Genomic DNA, 16,634 nt, shown 5'->3' on the forward strand with positions numbered 1-16,634 from the left:
AAATCGACAGCAAAAGCTGGTTATTCAAAAATTGAATAACCAGCTTTTTAGTTTTTTATAAATACTCTTACCTTTTCAAAAATCTTCACTTAGAGAAGCATACATATAATGGTCTTCCCACTTACCATTAATAAATAAAAGCTTGCGAAGCAGGCCTTCTCGTAGAAATTCATTTTTTTCTAACACTTTGATCGAACCATGATTTCTTGGAGATACATAAGCCTCTATTCGATTTAAATGGACATGCTCAAACCCAAATGATTTTGCTAGATGAACTGCTTCGGACGCAATCCCTTTTCCAACAAATTGTTCATCCATAGAATAACCAATTAATCCACTTGAAAATGGCATTCTCTTTAGACTATATAACGAAACATGACCAATCAGTCGATCGGTATTATGCTCGAATACCCCAAAACCAAATTCTCTTTTTTCCTCCATCAAAAGCAAAGATTCCCGAATCTTTTCCCGTTGTACGGTGGTAGTGTAATAATCATCCCTATGCAATGGTTCATAAATTGACCAATATAGTTTATTTCGATATACAAGGTCTGCTAGACTTGGTGCATCTTTTATACTTAATGTCCGTAAGTAACATGTATCCCCTTCTAAGTAAATCAAGCTTTTTCACCCTTTTGCATTAGTTAATTGAATAAAATCGTTCACATCTTGAATGCAAAGGTTGATTCCTTTAATCCAAAACGCTTCTTTCGTAATATCTTCCCCTAAATGCTTCATAGCCAAATCTTCTACTGTCATCACAGCAGTATCTTGGAGTAAAGCGATATATTTTTCCTCAAAGTTGGCACCTTCTTTAATTGCTTTTGCATAAATACTTAAAGAGAATAAATAGCCAAATGTATATGGGAAGTTATAAAAAGGTACGTCAGTAATATAAAAATGCAGTTTAGATGCCCAAAAATGTGGATGAGTAGTTTCTAATGCACCACCATAGGCTTCTATTTGCGCAGTTTCCATTAATTCATTTAATTTTGAAGCAGAAACTATTCCATTTTTACGTTCCTCATAAAATCTTGTTTCGAATAGGAAGCGGGCGTGAATATTCATGAAGAATGCAACACTGCGCTGAATTTTATCCTCAAGAAGAGCAATTTTCTCCTCATCGTTTTTTGCTTCTTTTACCGCAGCATCTGCTACAATCATTTCCGCAAAAGTAGAAGCCGTTTCTGCTACACCCATTGCATATTGACGGTTCATCCAATGCACTGGTCTTAAAGCATATGAATGGAAAGCATGTCCCAATTCATGAGCGAGAGTAGAAACATTGGACATTGATCCACTATACGTCATAAAGATACGGGATTCTTCCGATACAGGCATTCCAGTGCAAAAACCGCCTGGACGTTTATTTGGACGATCCTCTGCTTCAATCCATCCTTTTTCAAACGCATTTCTAGAAAAAGCTTCTAGTTTTGGACCGAATTCTTTGAAATGCTTCAGAATGAATGAGGCACCCTGCTGGTAATCCATCTTTTCGGTAGAAGCATTTACAGGGGCATCGAGATCATACCAATGCATTCTCTGTTCGCCTAGCATAGCCGATTTCTTATTTAAATATTCGGCAAACGGTGCTTTATTTTTCGCTATTGCACCCCACATTGCATCCAGTGTTTCTTGTTTCATTCGGTTGATTTGCAAGGGTTCTTGTAAAACAGATTCCCATCCTCTTTTTTCATATACGGCCAGTCGGAAGCCTGCCAGATGATTAAGCGTTTTAGCAAAGAACTCCTCTTTTTCTGTCCATGCCGCTTCTAATGCCTCAAAAGATTCCTTACGAATATTAGCATTTTCATGAGAGCTTAAATTATTTGCCTGCCCAACAGATAACACTTTTTCTACTCCATCAATTGTTAGTTTGATATGAATATCCCCAACTAGTAAGTCGTATAGTTGTCCCCAAGCATGGTAACCGTCAACGCCAAGTGTCGTGATCATTTCCTCTTCTTTTTCTGTTAGCATTTGTTTGGCTTCTTTTCTCCATTCATTTAGAACAAATGAAAATGAAGAAAGCTCTTCTGTTTGAAGTAGTTCTTGCCATACCGTTTCTTCTGTTCTACTAAGCACTTGTTGAATAACAAGGAGTACAGAGGATAGTCTAGCGTACAACGACCCTACTTCCCCTTCTAATAGAGTTGCTTGTTTATCTGTTGTATCTTGAGCTAATAAACAACCAATCACTGCTCCACCTTCGGATAAATTAACTGCTATATCTTTCAAATTATTAATTGCTTTTTCTATTTCCTCTACATTTTGAACCGAGGAAGGTGTCGTAAAATTATTTAAATCCTGTTCGAACTCTACTAATTTACTCTTTACGTTGTCCAAATGTGTACGAAGAGCTTGTGAACTGCTCCCTCCCTCAAAAAAACGGTCTAAATCCCAAACAATAGGATAAGTTTGTTCAATCATTTAAATTTTCCCCCTATAATGAAAACTAGTTTAGAAACTTAGTATAACATGTTTTTCATTATTCGATTATTCCGTTTTCGTCACATAATATTCATAATTCTAATTTGTCGTGCGTTTGTTTCAAAGGTATACTTATTACTACAAGGAGGAGATCATATGGTCAAAATAATCCTTTTGATTTTTAGTTTAATCTCTACTGTTACAGTACATTTACTCGCAAACACAATTCCCATAAACAATCAAACAAACGGAGATATCTTAAATAGACTTCCTGTTTTTTTCACACCCGCTAATTATGTATTTTCTATTTGGATTGTCATATATATCTTACTGGCTTGTTGGGTTTGGAATAGTATAAGAGAATATCGAACTATTCACCAGCTCCCAATGAAAAGGGTTCTGCTATTTGTGACCTCTTGTATTTTTCATATAGCGCTAATTCTATTTTGGCATTACGAACTGTTTAATCTCTCTTTTGTATTAATAATTGCGTTGTTGGGAACTTTATTTTTACTTTATAAGAATTACTCAGTAAATGAACAAAATTGGATGAGTAGACTACCTATTTCCATTTATATAGGCTGGATTTTCATTGTTACATTTGTACATTTTGATTACCTGCTTACCTACCACGAATTCAGCGGTTTAGGAATAACAAAATCTCTTTGGACAGTTATTTTCTTAACCATCGCCACGGCTATTGCCCTCCATTTCCGATATCATTATGAAGATCGGGCAATAGTAATCGTGTTTATATGGGCATTTTTAGGACTTGCTTGTCGCCATCAGTTTCATGAGTTATTGATCACGACCGCATCCTTATTTTTAAGCAGTGTGCTTGTGGTAGGTATACTATTTATAAAAAAAACGCCACCGAAACAATAAGTTCGGAGGCGTTTTTCTATATGATTAATCTAACTTTGTTAAGAAAACTGGTCCTTCTTTTGTAACTACAATCGTATGCTCAATTTGAGCAACTAATGATTTATCAGGCGTCACAAATGTCCAGCCATCCCCAGATTCTACAATATGTTCTGCCTTTTCAGAGATAAATGGCTCCACTGCCAGAACCATACCTTCTTTTAATATTGTTGGGTCCCAAGCATCATAATAATTTAGTACATGCTGAGGTGCCTCATGAAGTGATTTACCAATCCCATGCCCTGTTAAATTCATAATAACATGCAGACCATTGTCTTTTGCTTCTCTAGCCACTGCTTTTCCTATTTGGTTTAAACGGGCGCCAGTTTTCACTTTTAACATCGCACGATCAAATGCACTTACAGCAACTTCACATAACTTTTCCTTTTCCGGATAACCGTCTCCAACGACAAATGAAATGCCAGTATCTGCAAAATAACCATCGCATGAACCAGAGACGTCGATATTAACAAGGTCTCCTTCTTTTATAACGCGGGAACCTGGGATTCCATGTGCCACTTCCTCATTTACACTAATACAAGTATAACCTGGGAAATCGTACTCCCCCATCGGTCCAGAGATCGCACCATTTTCTTTAAACAGTTTCCCACCAATTTCATCTAGTTCTTTCGTGGTTACCCCAGGCTTCGTTGCCGCTTTCATCGCTTCGCGAATTTCCGCGACAATACGCCCTATTTTTTTTAACGCTGCTAACTCTTCATTCGTTTGTACAATCATTTTACAAGATCCCTTCTCAATTAACTGTACAACAATCATATCATATTTATGCTTTATACGGCAGTAAAAGGCGTGGTGCTTTTACAAACAAGATTGAGCAAATGAATGCGGCAAGTAAAAATACAGGAATCATATACGTAGAGTTATAGACTAACGAATATAAAATTGGGTTTTTATCGCCGGCAAATTCTCCAAAAAATAGAATTCCCGATGTTACATGTGCTAAATAGCGAAGAAATGCAGCAAGGAATGCTCCAGCGATGACGGCTGTTGCCATTTTCATCTTATCTAGACTTTCATATGCTCTTATAAATGCAGGTCTAAATAGTCCTGCGAAACCAGCTACCATGAATGCAAGAAAATAGTCGATTCCTACTTGAAGAACAACAAACTCAAAAGACAATGGTGCTGGATAAAAACGACCTGTTACCACTTGGAGTAACCCAATTAAAAACCCCGTTATAAGACCAGCTGTAATACCACGGCGAAAAGCAATTAAAATAATTGGGACAAGTACAAATGTAACGTCCCCACCTTGTGGCATACCAAAACCGATCATATCCAATACATACCCTAAAGCTGCAAATATAGCAATCTCTACTAATAATAATACACGTTGATTTTTCATTGTAATCCCCTTTTTTGACCACAAAAAAACGACGCCGGGATAGACCCAGACATCGCGCGATTGTCAGTTTCCATCCACATCCCTACGCAAGCATTAACTTACAGGTTCGAAGGGTACGATCTCAGCCGCATAAGCGACGCCCCTTGTGGTTATGAATTATTTAGTTCGAATTCATTGTAGCCCAATAAAATAAGGAATGCAACCCTTCGTTCATAATTGTTATACTAATAGAAATATTGTAAAGATAGGAGCAACTAATATGATTGATTTACTAAAAGATTTGATTCGTATTAAAAGCGATAATGTCGAAGGGGCAAATACTGCACTATTATTCTGTAAAAATTGGCTTGAAGAAAGAGGTATCAGTCCATTAATATATGAAAATGATTCTAAACTTATGCTGGTCGCAGAAGTTGGGATAGGAGAAGAATGTATTATTTTAAATGGACATGTGGATGTTGTTCCAGGTAACGAAGATCAGTTTACCCCTTATGTAGATGGGGACCGGTTATTTGGGAGAGGAACTGCCGATATGAAAGCGGGCGTGGCTGCTATGATGCAAGCCTTTTATGAACTTTCATTAATCCCTGAGAAATTAACGAAAAGAATACAGCTACATATTGTGACCGATGAAGAAACCTTTGGGGACACGTCTAAATACTTAGTTGAGCTAGGATTTCACGGGAACTTCGTTGTTTGCGGGGAACCTACCAATTTGCATATCGGTCTTCAAGCAAAAGGGATTGTTCAGTTGGATATAATACTAAAAGGAAAGGCTAGTCACGGAAGCCGCCCATGGGAAGGGGACAATGCGATCGAGCAAGCATTTGCATTCGATCAAAAAATGCGCAAACTCTCTTTTTTAACTGCAAGTAATGCATTTTATGATTATCCATCTTTAAACTTGGCAAAAATACATGCAGGTGAAAGATTCAATGTCGTTCCAGACAAATGTATATTAAGCTATGATATTCGTTTTGTACCTGGTCAAAGTGCAGAAGATATAATTAGTGAAATCAAACATGCTTCAAATAGTTTTCCACTCAGTGAAGTAATTATTCATTCCACCGCACCTGCTGTAACGACGGAAGAGGACAATATATATGTAAAAAAATTATTACAAGTAACATCTACTGTTACGAAACGTCCAACTGAATTATTTGGTCAACATGGGTCTGCGGACACACGTTTTTATGCTGCAAAAGGAGCAGGAGCAATTGAGTTTGGTCCAAGCGGCGAAGATTGGCATGGAGAGAAAGAATACGTATTAATACCATCTATTGAGCAATTTAAGCTTATTTTAGTTTCATTTATTCTAGAATAAAACGAATAGAGAGGAGTTTCAAGTGAATGGATAACAGTAAAGTACTGAGCGCACTATCCTATTTTAGTGTATTATTTGCACCGTTCATCGTTCCGATTATTATCTTTTTTGTGTCGCATGATAAAGAAGTAAAAAACCATGCAAAAAAATCTTTGATTTCCCATATTGTACCTGTAGTTCTATTAGTTATTTTATTTATAGGCTTGTTTGCAACTACCGTTCCGTTTTCCTATTCTATGAATACATCTTTTGAGAAACCTTCTTTTTGGATTGCATCTGGCCCTATCTTATTCATTCTTTTATATGTGATCGTCTATATTATTGTTTTAATTTGGAATATCATTCAAGGGATTCGTGTGCTCAGATAGTTGTTTATAATCCTTATTTTAGGGAATGAAGAAAATACAGCTATTAATCGGGGAGAGATTATAATGAATGTAAAAGCTATCGTAAAAACCGCAATTAAATTAGCACCAATTGTCTATCCGATTATTCGGAAAGCAGTAAAATCAAAAAAAACTGGGAAATAAGAGGAGCGTAAACGACCTTTAAGATGGAAACCCTTATCTGGCGTTATTTAATAACCGATTTTTTAAGAGATGTTGATCTTGACTGAAGTCATGATCAACATCTCTTTTCTCGGTAATCCTATGGCATGTTGTTCTTCTTTAAATATATGGTTTCAATTCTGTTAGGGATAAATAGCCGTCAAAACCGTCTATTTTAGAAACTGATGATTTCTCCACTTCTTTTTGACTGCTTAAAATCTCTTCAAATGTTAAAGGATTTGGTTTTGGTAATTCATTTGGACTCACTTGCATTCGCTTGTTGTATTGAGTGAAAAACGCATTCGCCATCTGACGGTAGCCTTCCATCGAAGGGTGTACATCAGATGGATTTGGTATTAGTTCTTTCGCTTGCAGTTTGAAAGCTTCTTCTACTGAAACATATACAGCTCCATTTGCTTCAGCTTGCGTTTTTAAAATAGCGTTCAATGTATTTAGTTCTTTTTCGACTCCATGCTTTTGTGTATCCCATATATGCGGATAAGCAAAATAATAACCCATCACATATATCTTTGCTTTCGGAGCTGCTTTTTTTACTTCTGTTATGATTTCAGCTATATTTTTGCGAACACTATTTAGTGCAAAATCGGCTGGGACTTGTTGATACGAAAGCGAACCATTCGATGGATTTACTTGAACTAGTCGAAGTAAATCATTCGCTCCAGCGGAAATCGTCACAAGTGTCGCGTTTTTTAGCGGTTCCTTCGCTTCTTTTGATTGCACAGTGGTTACTACATCGTCTGTGGTAAAACCAGGGAACGACAAGGATTTCGAAAAATAACCGAGCTGATGAGAGCGAGTCAACTCTGCAGCTATTAAATCCGTATAACCCGCATCAATTGCACGGTAAGGTGTCTGCCCAGCTGCCAATGAATCTCCTAATGCAATATATACTTCTGGACTTTTTGCTTCAGCTGACAACGTTGTGAAGGGAAGTAATAGAAAAACAAGTGTAGCAAACCACTTCTTCATGGTAGATTCACTCCTTAAAATGCCCATGTACCTTTAAGGAAAATAGGCTCCATTGTTCCATCTTCTAATTCACCTATTATATCCATATCTGCGCTTCCAATCATAAAATCTTCATGTACGATAGATGTATTAATTCCCATTTGCTCTAATTCTTTATGAGAGAGGCCACGTGCACCTTCCACACAAGTCGGATACGCTTCCCCAATAGCAAAATGATTCGATGCATTTTCATCGAATAATGTATTAAAGAATAAAACATTTGATGCGGATATTGGAGATTCATGAGGAACTAGTGCAATTTCCCCCAAATATTTTGCACCGCTATCTGTTTGTATCAGATCTTGCAACAGCGCTTCTCCTGTCGATGCTACCACCTTCGTAATGGCACCATCTTCAAATGTTAAAGTAAAATCATCTATAATATTTCCTTGGTATACGAGCGGCTTCTTATTTTTTACATAGCCATTTACCCCAGCTTTAAGTGGTGCTGTATACACTTCTTCCGTTGGTATATTAGCAATATAAGGGTTATTTTGGGCGTTTTTACTAGCGCCAGTCAACCAAATATGTTCTGTTGGTAGTTCGACTTGAATATCGGTACCTTCCGCTTTGTAATGAAGTCTTTTAAAACGTTTTGCATTTAAAAGTGCTGCACGGCTTTCTAAATTTGCGATATGTTCTTTCCATTGTTGTACAGCCGTACCTTCTCCGACTCGCACTACTTTAAAAATTAGGTCCCATAATGCTTCCATTTGTTGTTCTGCATCCAATTGTGGGAAAACTTTTGCAGCCCATTTCTCAGAAGGTATTGCAACGATAGACCAAGTAATTACATCGTTCATGACTGCTTTTCTGTAATTTTCCAAAGCCTTCCCTGCTGCCTTTTGGAAACTTGAAATTCGATCAATGGACACACCTTCCAATAAATCTGGATTTTCTGCATCGATCCACAATAAGGCACCTTTGTTTTCAATCAACTCATCTCGCTGCATAGCCAACCATTTTGGATATTCTCCAAACGCTTCATCTGGTGCTAAATCGTAAAATGCACGTGCATTCACTTCGTCTGTGTAGTTGACATCTACTCGTTTTGCACCCGCTTCATATGCTTTTTTCACGATAAGTCTAGTAAATTCGATCGTATCCGTTGTTGTACCGATTAATAGAGGTTGTCCCTTTTGAATATTTAAACCAACTTTTACAACTAACTCAGCGTATTCTTCTAACTTTTGCTGAAAATTCATCATTACTTCCCCTTTTTCTCAATCGTTTTTGATGAACCTTCAATCAATTCACCACGATACCAAATTTTTTGGACAGGTTTACTTGGAATCTCTTTCGTCCATTTTTTATACGTTTTTTCGTCTGAATAAGTCAATAATGTAAGTACTTCTCCGTCGTTCCCGGCACGTCCAGTACGACCAGAGCGGTGCAAGTATTGTTCAATTGAATGTGGTACATCTACATGGATCACATGTGTTAGACCAGAAATATCGAGTCCTCTTGCTGCAACGTCTGTAGCGATTAAAATGCTCACTTTTCCATTTTTAAAATCGTCCAAAGCTTTTTTGCGCTCTTCCTTTTTCATTTCCGAATGTAAAGATACAATTGGTGCATCTCGATAAGACAGTTTATAATCTTTCATCAGTAATTGGTCTAAGCTATTTACAAATGCTAACCCCTTCATCCCTTCTATGTGAGAAAGTTTTCGTAGAAGCTCGGTTTTATCTCGTGGCTCAGTCTTCACAAAACTATGAATTACTTCCCCTTTTGCAGGAATCTCCTCCGCAGACACTTGTATACGAACTGGGTTTTTCATCATTCTATCTGCTACTAATTCTATTTCATCCGTGATTGTTGCAGAGGTAACAACAAGCTGCCTTTCCATTGTCGCATCGATCAGACCTTTTACCGTTGTACGATGTTCTCTACTTAATAATTGGTCCCCTTCATCTAATACGATTGTTTTAATTTCATGCATTTTGAGTTTTTTGGCTTTTACAAGCTCTTGTAATCGTCCAGGCGTTCCAACTACAATTGTCGGTTTCTTTTTAAGCGTTTCGATTTGTCTTTGCATATTTGCACCACCTATTAGCTGTGCAACTGATATGTCCGTACCTGCAACCCACTCACGAAATACTTCTACAATTTGCATTCCTAGCTCTTGAGAAGGAACTACAACCAATGCTTGGATTTGTTTCTTAGATGGATCTACTTTTTGTAATATTGGAAGTACATAAGCTAACGTTTTTCCTGTTCCTGTTGGCGATTCTGCTACTATATCTGAACCATCAAGCATATGCGGGATTAGTTTTGTTTGTATCGGCATTTCAAATGCAAAATTTGATTTTGCCCATTTTTCTTGTAATGTTCCATTTAAATTTTGTATAAAAGTCAAGTTTTTCTCCACCTCATCTGTGTTTGAATCCAGTGTACCACATTTTTTATATCGACAATTAGCAATTCAAAATAGAGAGAATATACGCAAAAAAGCGAAAGTACCTATGTCTGCTCTAACAGGCAAATGTGGATAGGAGAGGTCTGCAAATTGCGCCACATCGTGGGGGCCTAAGAGGCAGCTCCACAGCCACTACAGCTTTTTCATATTTGACCCCGAGGAGCAACGGGCTTTGCGCAGGGGCTAGAAACGAAAAAAAGTGCCTTTAATTTGGCACTTTTTTTCGTTCTTCCTCTTCTGCTATATATTCTTTCATGAGCTCATAATAATTTAGTTGATATAACTGTCGTCCATCAATTTTAAATATTCCTTTTTTCACTAAGTCTTCTATCATATGGTCGCGTTTTTCTTCCATTTTAGATTCTTTATATTGTATAATCATAGCTGTCTCCTTGCATAGTTAGTACTTTGTATATTTACCCTATTGAAGAGATTTTAAACTACTTTTTTTAAATGCTTTGGTGAATGCAGGAAATCTTCTATGAATGAACAGATAACATAAATAACCTAAAAAAGCACCCAGTGTGTTTAACCACAAATCATCTACATCACTGCTCCTACTCTGAGGAATTTGAGTGATTTCAATAAACAACGAAATACATAAACCGATTATTGCGGCATTCGGAAAATAAACCATCCTTTTATAAAGTAAAGGCAATAAAAAACCAATGGGCATAAAAAGAATAATATTTCCGAGAAAATTAATATAAAATGGTTGCCAAAATCCTAAATATACAATTGCATTATATGTCTCTTTTACAACACGAAATAATTGTAAATTTACACCGGTTCCATAAACCTGTTCAGCACCTGCTTTTGGAAGAATGGTTTGCGAAAACAATCCTACAAGTACACATATAAAAACAAGAAATCCGATTTCATGCAAGCTATCTTTTATATCAAATCCTCTCTTTTTCCAACGTGTAAAGCGCCAAATAATAACAATCGGAAATGCTATACAAATAAAAAAGAACATATCATCCAAGTATTCAATAATTACATTCATCTATTCACCTTCCAATAATTCTTCCAACAGTTTTTCTCGATGATCAAGAAAGTACTTTGTTATTTGATAATGTCCTGTCATTTCATATTCTACTTCTTCTATTTCACCGTTATCGAAGCTAAGAATGGTCGCATTAGGATACCCTAAAATGATCGGTGAATGAGTTGCAATAATAAATTGACAGCCTTTTTCCTCCACTAAATCATGCATAATTCGTAAAAAAGATAATTGTCTTTGCGGTGAGAGTGCTGCTTCTGGTTCATCAAGCAAATAGATAGCACGTCCATTAAATCGATTTAAAAATAAGGAAAGAAAAGATTCCCCGTGTGATTGTTCATGAAGTGATTTTCCACCGTAGCTGTCTAACGCCCCTGGGCATTCTCTTTCCAGTTGATCGATATGAGAGGCAAATTGATAAAAGGACTCCGCCCGCAAGAAAAAGCCATTCGTAATTTTTGGCATCCATGATAAACGAATGTGTTTTCCTAATGCACTTTCAGCAGCATCTACTTCAAACAAATTATTTCTGCTTCCCCCTGCAGTATTGAACTCGCAATTATCTGCAATTCCTTCTAGTAAAGTTGATTTTCCAGTACCGTTTTCTCCCACTAGAAAAGTGACATTATTTTTAAGTTCAAGCTCCGTTAAACTATTTATCGTTGGAATTGTAAAAGGATATTGGTTCTCTACATTCGTTTCCTTTGGCAAAATGGATATTTTATTTAAAAACATACGACCTCTCTCCCCTACATACTATTTACTATTAACTACGAAAGGCTGTGAACATTGAATCTTCCCGTTCGTATAGAAACAAAGCGTATTTTTAAACAATCACCTAATGTGAATGTCTACTATCCTATTGTATCTAACTTACCTCATCCACATATAGAAAAAAAGATTAATGGGGATATTATTACTCTTCTCAACAAAATGTTAATTGAACAAGGCTTTTACGCGGAAGGTGTAGAAGAGATTACCGGCTACTATGAAATTAAAAATAATCAGCGCGGGATTTTAAGCATATTATTAATCGTTTACACTTTTTCGGGTGGAGCACACGGATTAACGCTCTGCAAATCTTTAACTTTTGATGTAACTACGGGCAAAATGTATACATTACGCGATTTATTTAAACCTAATAGTGATTATGTCAAAACCTTATCTGGTATCATCAACAAAAAAATTATAGAGTGGGATGTACCACTTTTAGGCGAGTTTAAGGAAATACGAAAAGACCAGGACTATTATATTGCTGACCATTGTCTGGTTATCTATTTTCAATTATACGAAATTACCCCATATGTATATAATTTTCCGTTCTTCCCGATCGTCATTAAAGATATAGAGAAGATTGTTCCATCGAACGGCCCTCTTGAAAAAATGCTTTACTTCTAGTGACACTCCTCCTTTACTAAGGTAGAGTAGTAAATAGGAAAGTAAAGGGGGAATATGTTGTAATGAAAGCTATATTTTTTGATTTAGACGATACTTTATTATGGGATAAAAAAAGCGTGGAAATCGCATTTCAAAAAACATGCACCTATGCAACAACAAAAGTGAATGTCGATGCAGAGTCTTTAGAATCTGCCGTACGTGAAGAAGCAAGCATACTGTACGATACATATGATACCAGACCTTTCACACAAATGATTGGCATTAATCCTTACGAAGGATTATGGGGAACTTTCGATGATCCAAGTGAGGACTTTCAAAAGATGAAACTCATAATTCCCGACTATCAAAAAGAAGCATGGAAAAGAGGCCTTAGAAAATTAGGCATAGAAGATGAAGCCCTGGCTAGTGAACTAGCTGTATATTTCCCCCAAATGCGCAGAGAAAGTCCCTTTATATATGAAGAAACCTTTGAAGTGCTCGACCAATTAAAAGAAAAATATACATTACTTCTAATGACAAATGGCTCTCCTAGCTTGCAAAATACTAAGCTAGAAATAACACCTGAATTAGCACCTTATTTTGACCATATACTTATCTCTGGAGCGTTCGGAAAAGGAAAACCCGACCCATCTATATTTGAACATGCTTTAGATTTAGTCGGATTGCAGGCAAGTGAAGTATTAATGGTTGGGGATAACCTAATGACCGATATACTCGGTTCTTCCAAAGTAGGTATGCAATCTGTTTGGATTAACCGTGAAAACAAACGAGCAAATGATGAAGTAAAACCTACATATACAATAGAAAACTTAAGAGAGCTAATACAGATTCTTAAGTAAAGTATAAAGCTAGCCTGAGTATAATTCACTCGGGACTAGCTTTTTATCGGACAGTTTGCGTATGCTTGGTTGTGGTTTAATTATGCTCAGATAGATGCTTTCTTTGCTCGAAGCTTTCCCTATGCTCGGTTGGCCCCGATTTATGCTTGGATAACCGCTTCATTTGATCGCTTGCCCTGTGTTTATGCTCGGATAACCGCTTTCTTTGCTCGAAGCTTTTTGTACGCTCGGTTGGCCCCGATTTATGCTTGGATAACCGCTTCATTTGCTCGCTTGCCCTGTGTTTATGCTCGGATAACCGCTTTCTTTGCTCGAAGCTTTTTGTATGCTCGGTTGGCCCCGATTTATGCTTGGATAACCGCTTCATTTGATCGCTTGCCCTGTGTTTATGCTCGGATAACTGCTCTCTTTGCTCGAAGCTTTATGTACGCTCGGTTGGCCCCGATTTATGCTTGGATAACCACTTCGTTTGCTCGCTTGCCCTGTGTTTATGCTCGGATAACCGCTCCTTTTGCTCGATTGACTCCTGTCTTTATTACAAATCGATTGGGGTTGCATCATAAATATCTGCTAAGCTCTTCAGCTTTTCCACGCTATCTTCTTCTACATGTTTATCGATAGAAAGCATCATTATTGCATCTCCACCAACTTCTGAGCGTCCAACCTGCATTCCTGCAATGTTAATACCTTCTGCTGCAAGAAGGGTTCCTACACGACCGATCGCCCCTGGTTGGTCTTTATGACGAATGAATACTAAATAACCTTCTGGAGCAACATCTACTACAAAATCATCTACACGAACAATACGTGCACCTAGGCCATTTAGTAGTGTACCGGATACTTTACGTGTTTCAGTAGCTGTCTTCACTTCTACTGTGATTAAGCTTGTAAAGCCTTTAGATTTTGTTGTTTTATGTTCATTTACTACTATTCCAATTCGATCAGCTAAATATTTGGCGTTCACATCATTGACAGACTCTCCTAACTTACTTTTTAGTAGCCCTTTTACAGCATTCCGCGTGAGGGGACCGACTGTCATATTTGCTAAATCGCCAGAGTAGTAAATATTTAATTCTTCAGCTACCCCGTCTGCTAAATCATTTAAAAATGCCCCTAGCTTTTCTGCTAAATTAAAATATGGCTCAATTTTTGCCATAATATCCTTTGGTACAGATGGAAGGTTTACTGGATTTTTTACTACACCTCCTTGTAAAAAGCTAACGACATCATGAGAAACATCTATCGCGACGATTTCTTGCGCTTCTACTGTACTAGCTCCTAAATGAGGTGTTGCGATTACTTGAGGTAGTGTTAATAATTTATGGTCTAAAAATGGTTCTTCCTCAAATACATCTAATGCTGCTCCAGCAACTTTACCAGCAACAATCGCTTCATATAAAGCTTCTTCGTCAATAATTCCTCCACGTGCACAGTTTATAATTTGTACGCCGTCTTTCATTTTTTCAAATGCTTCTTTATTGATTAAATGATGCGTTTCTTTTAAAAGTGGTGTATGCACAGTTATAAAATCCGCCGCTTGGATTACTTCATCGATCGTGCCATATTGAACTCCAAGTTTTTCTGCTTTTTCAGGCGTTAAAAATGGATCGTAGGCAATAACGTTCATGCGTTGACCTTTTGCACGAGTAGCAACCTCTGCACCTATTCTTCCTAGTCCAACAACCCCCAATGTCTTGTTTTTGAGCTCCACTCCAATAAAAGATTTACGATCCCATTGTTGGTTTTTCAGTGCATGGAAGGCTTGTGGAATATTGCGGGCTAAAGCCATCAGCATAGCAACTGTATGCTCAGCAGCTGAGTTAGTATTGCCATCTGGTGCATTTACAACAATGATTCCATTCTCTGTCGCAACAGGAAGATCGATATTGTCAACGCCCACCCCTGCACGACCGATAATTTTTAGATTCTTCCCTTTCTCAATAATTTCCCGTGTAACTTGCGTTTGGCTACGAACGAGCAAAGCATCGAACTCTCCAATTCGTTCACCAAGCTGCTCTGAATTTAAATTGGTCTCCACTACTATATTAAAGCCTTCCGCCTGTCTTAACGGATAAATACCATCTTCGCTTAATGGATCACTAATTAAAATATTGTAAGTCATTATTTATTCTCCTCTTCTGCCAAATAAACTTTTTGTGCCGCTGCTGTTGCTTTTCCTAGTTCAATATTTTTTCCTATTTTCTTTAGGGTTATTTCTACCGCACTAATAATTTGCAAAACATCTGCAGGTGAGCAATAGCCCATATGACCGATTCGGAAGATTTTCCCCGTCAGATGCTGTTGTCCTCCTGCAATAGAAATCGCAAATTCTTGTTTTAATATTTTTCGGAATTCTTCCGCATCGAATTCTTTCGGTTGCACTGCCGTGACCGTTGGAGATGCATCCTCTTCTGTTGTAAGCAATGGAATATTAATCGCTTCAAATGCTGCTCGAGTCATTTTCTTTAATAATGCATGTCGTGCATATACATTTTCTAGGCCTTCTTCTTCTAACAGGTATAAGACTTGCTCCAAGCCGAATAATAATGATAGTGCAGGAGTGAATGGTGTAGTATCTTTCAGTAAATTGTCTTTGTATTTTTTTAAATCTAAATAAAATCTTGGTTGCTTATTCTCTTCCATAACGCTATATGCACGTTCGCTCGCGGCAACAAATGTCAGGCCAGCAGGTAACATGAATGCTTTTTGAGAACCGGTCACCATCACATCTATGCCCCACTCATCCATTTTCGTTTCAACACCACCAACGCAAGAAACACCATCCACAACGACAAGTGCTTGGGAAACTTCGCGTATCGCCTTAGCAAGAAGATCGATCGGATTCAATACACCTGTAGAAGTTTCGCAGTAAGTAGAAAAAACAACATTTACTTGTGGGTGCTCCACTAAATAAGCTTTTACCTCTTCAGGATCCAGCGCCTTCCCCCATTCCACATTTAACACATGGGTTTTCACATTGTAGGCTTGGCAAATCTTTGTAAAACGATCGCCAAATGCTCCTGTCACGATAACTAGAACCTCATCACCCGGTTTTACAACATTCACTACCGCAGTTTCTAAGCCAGCTGTACCACTACCGGCAATAATCGCAACTTCTTGTTCCGTCCCAAAAACTCTCTTTAATCCTGGAGTAATATTTTTTAACAGTTGAGATGTTTCTTTTCCCCTATGCCCAATCATTGTTTGGTTCATCGCTCGCTGTACACTTGGCGGAATTGAAGTCGGTCCCGGAATTCGTAAAATGGTTTGATCTTGTAACATGTTCATTCTCCTCTCTATTTTGAAAAACAAAAAAGCCCTTCACTCCCTACAAAAATGTAAGGGGCGAAGAGCTTC

The 16,634-nt window shown here is 37.6% G+C and carries 17 protein-coding genes, 1 riboswitch and 1 other annotated feature (1 of these 19 cut by a window edge); of the genes, 5 read left to right on the top strand and 12 right to left on the bottom strand.

All coding sequences use genetic code 11. The annotated features are described in order from the left end of the window. Positions 1-75: 75 nt before the first annotated feature. Positions 76-621 carry a GNAT family N-acetyltransferase gene (locus FS486_RS12250; RefSeq protein ID WP_144511830.1) on the bottom strand — a complete coding sequence of 182 codons (546 nt, stop codon included), beginning with the start codon at positions 619-621 and terminating at the stop codon, positions 76-78. Between the two features lie 6 nt (positions 622-627). Continuing rightward, the gene (locus FS486_RS12255) at positions 628-2,430 is read right to left on the bottom strand and encodes a M3 family oligoendopeptidase (RefSeq protein WP_144511832.1); all 1,803 of its coding nucleotides are present in this window, start codon (positions 2,428-2,430) and stop codon (positions 628-630) included. A gap of 156 nt (positions 2,431-2,586) precedes the next feature. Between FS486_RS12255 and FS486_RS12260 the strand changes: the two genes are divergently transcribed. Continuing rightward, the gene (locus FS486_RS12260) at positions 2,587-3,315 is read left to right on the top strand and encodes a tryptophan-rich sensory protein (RefSeq protein ID WP_144511834.1); all 729 of its coding nucleotides are present in this window, start codon (positions 2,587-2,589) and stop codon (positions 3,313-3,315) included. Between the two features lie 24 nt (positions 3,316-3,339). On the opposite strand, the gene map is transcribed toward FS486_RS12260, so the two are convergent. Both map and thiT read right to left on the bottom strand, forming a co-directional pair. Further along, on the bottom strand, positions 3,340-4,089 hold the full coding sequence (gene map / locus FS486_RS12265; RefSeq protein WP_144511836.1) for a type I methionyl aminopeptidase: 750 nt from the start codon (positions 4,087-4,089) through the stop codon (positions 3,340-3,342). Positions 4,090-4,135: 46 nt separating this feature from the next. Then, entirely contained in the window at positions 4,136-4,717 is a 582-nt protein-coding gene (gene thiT / locus FS486_RS12270) for an energy-coupled thiamine transporter ThiT (protein ID WP_144511838.1), read from the bottom strand. Positions 4,718-4,779: 62 nt separating this feature from the next. Continuing rightward, a riboswitch (TPP riboswitch) is annotated at positions 4,780-4,871 on the bottom strand. Positions 4,872-4,976: 105 nt separating this feature from the next. On the opposite strand from thiT, the gene FS486_RS12275 reads away from it, so the two are divergent. Continuing rightward, positions 4,977-6,041 (top strand): M20 family metallopeptidase, encoded by a 1,065-nt coding sequence (locus FS486_RS12275; RefSeq protein ID WP_144511840.1) that lies wholly within the window; start codon positions 4,977-4,979, stop codon positions 6,039-6,041. A gap of 26 nt (positions 6,042-6,067) precedes the next feature. After that, positions 6,068-6,409: a magnetosome magnetite crystal formation protein family gene (locus FS486_RS12280; RefSeq protein WP_144511842.1), complete on the top strand. Its 342-nt coding sequence runs from the start codon at positions 6,068-6,070 to the stop codon at positions 6,407-6,409. Between the two features lie 300 nt (positions 6,410-6,709). Here the strand turns inward: FS486_RS12280 and FS486_RS12285 are convergent, their stop codons facing one another. The 6 genes from FS486_RS12285 to FS486_RS12310 all read right to left on the bottom strand — a co-directional run bounded on the left by FS486_RS12285 (position 6,710) and on the right by FS486_RS12310 (position 11,775). Beyond that, complete coding sequence (locus FS486_RS12285; RefSeq protein ID WP_144511843.1) at positions 6,710-7,579, bottom strand: SGNH/GDSL hydrolase family protein; 870 nt, start codon at positions 7,577-7,579, stop codon at positions 6,710-6,712. Positions 7,580-7,593: 14 nt separating this feature from the next. Then, positions 7,594-8,823: an aminopeptidase gene (locus FS486_RS12290; RefSeq protein WP_144511940.1), complete on the bottom strand. Its 1,230-nt coding sequence runs from the start codon at positions 8,821-8,823 to the stop codon at positions 7,594-7,596. 2 nt (positions 8,824-8,825) lie between these two features. Then, positions 8,826-9,977, bottom strand: a complete 1,152-nt coding sequence (locus FS486_RS12295) for a DEAD/DEAH box helicase (protein ID WP_144511844.1) — start codon at positions 9,975-9,977, stop codon at positions 8,826-8,828. Positions 9,978-10,242: 265 nt separating this feature from the next. Beyond that, the gene (locus FS486_RS12300; protein WP_144511845.1) at positions 10,243-10,419 is read right to left on the bottom strand and encodes a Fur-regulated basic protein FbpA; all 177 of its coding nucleotides are present in this window, start codon (positions 10,417-10,419) and stop codon (positions 10,243-10,245) included. 39 nt (positions 10,420-10,458) lie between these two features. Beyond that, positions 10,459-11,043 carry a VanZ family protein gene (locus tag FS486_RS12305; protein WP_144511846.1) on the bottom strand — a complete coding sequence of 195 codons (585 nt, stop codon included), beginning with the start codon at positions 11,041-11,043 and terminating at the stop codon, positions 10,459-10,461. Next, the gene (locus FS486_RS12310) at positions 11,044-11,775 is read right to left on the bottom strand and encodes an AAA family ATPase (protein ID WP_144511847.1); all 732 of its coding nucleotides are present in this window, start codon (positions 11,773-11,775) and stop codon (positions 11,044-11,046) included. Between the two features lie 54 nt (positions 11,776-11,829). Here FS486_RS12310 and FS486_RS12315 point away from each other — a divergent pair, with 54 nt between their 5' ends. Then, entirely contained in the window at positions 11,830-12,438 is a 609-nt protein-coding gene (locus tag FS486_RS12315) for a DUF3298 and DUF4163 domain-containing protein (protein ID WP_144511848.1), read from the top strand. A gap of 62 nt (positions 12,439-12,500) precedes the next feature. Further along, positions 12,501-13,277: an HAD family hydrolase gene (locus FS486_RS12320; RefSeq protein ID WP_144511849.1), complete on the top strand. Its 777-nt coding sequence runs from the start codon at positions 12,501-12,503 to the stop codon at positions 13,275-13,277. A gap of 535 nt (positions 13,278-13,812) precedes the next feature. Here the strand turns inward: FS486_RS12320 and serA are convergent. Together serA and FS486_RS12330 are read right to left on the bottom strand one after the other, a co-directional pair. Next, on the bottom strand, positions 13,813-15,399 hold the full coding sequence (gene serA, locus FS486_RS12325) for a phosphoglycerate dehydrogenase (RefSeq protein ID WP_144511850.1): 1,587 nt from the start codon (positions 15,397-15,399) through the stop codon (positions 13,813-13,815). Further along, positions 15,399-16,559, bottom strand: a complete 1,161-nt coding sequence (locus FS486_RS12330) for a pyridoxal-phosphate-dependent aminotransferase family protein (RefSeq protein WP_144511851.1) — start codon at positions 16,557-16,559, stop codon at positions 15,399-15,401. Before FS486_RS12330 ends, serA begins: the two co-directional genes overlap by 1 nt. A 56-nt stretch (positions 16,560-16,615) precedes the next feature. Then, positions 16,616-16,634, bottom strand: a binding site (T-box leader) (it continues 215 nt past the right edge of the window).

Source organism: Bacillus sp. FJAT-22090 (genome assembly GCF_007676755.1).
GTDB lineage: Bacteria > Bacillota > Bacilli > Bacillales_A > Planococcaceae > Psychrobacillus.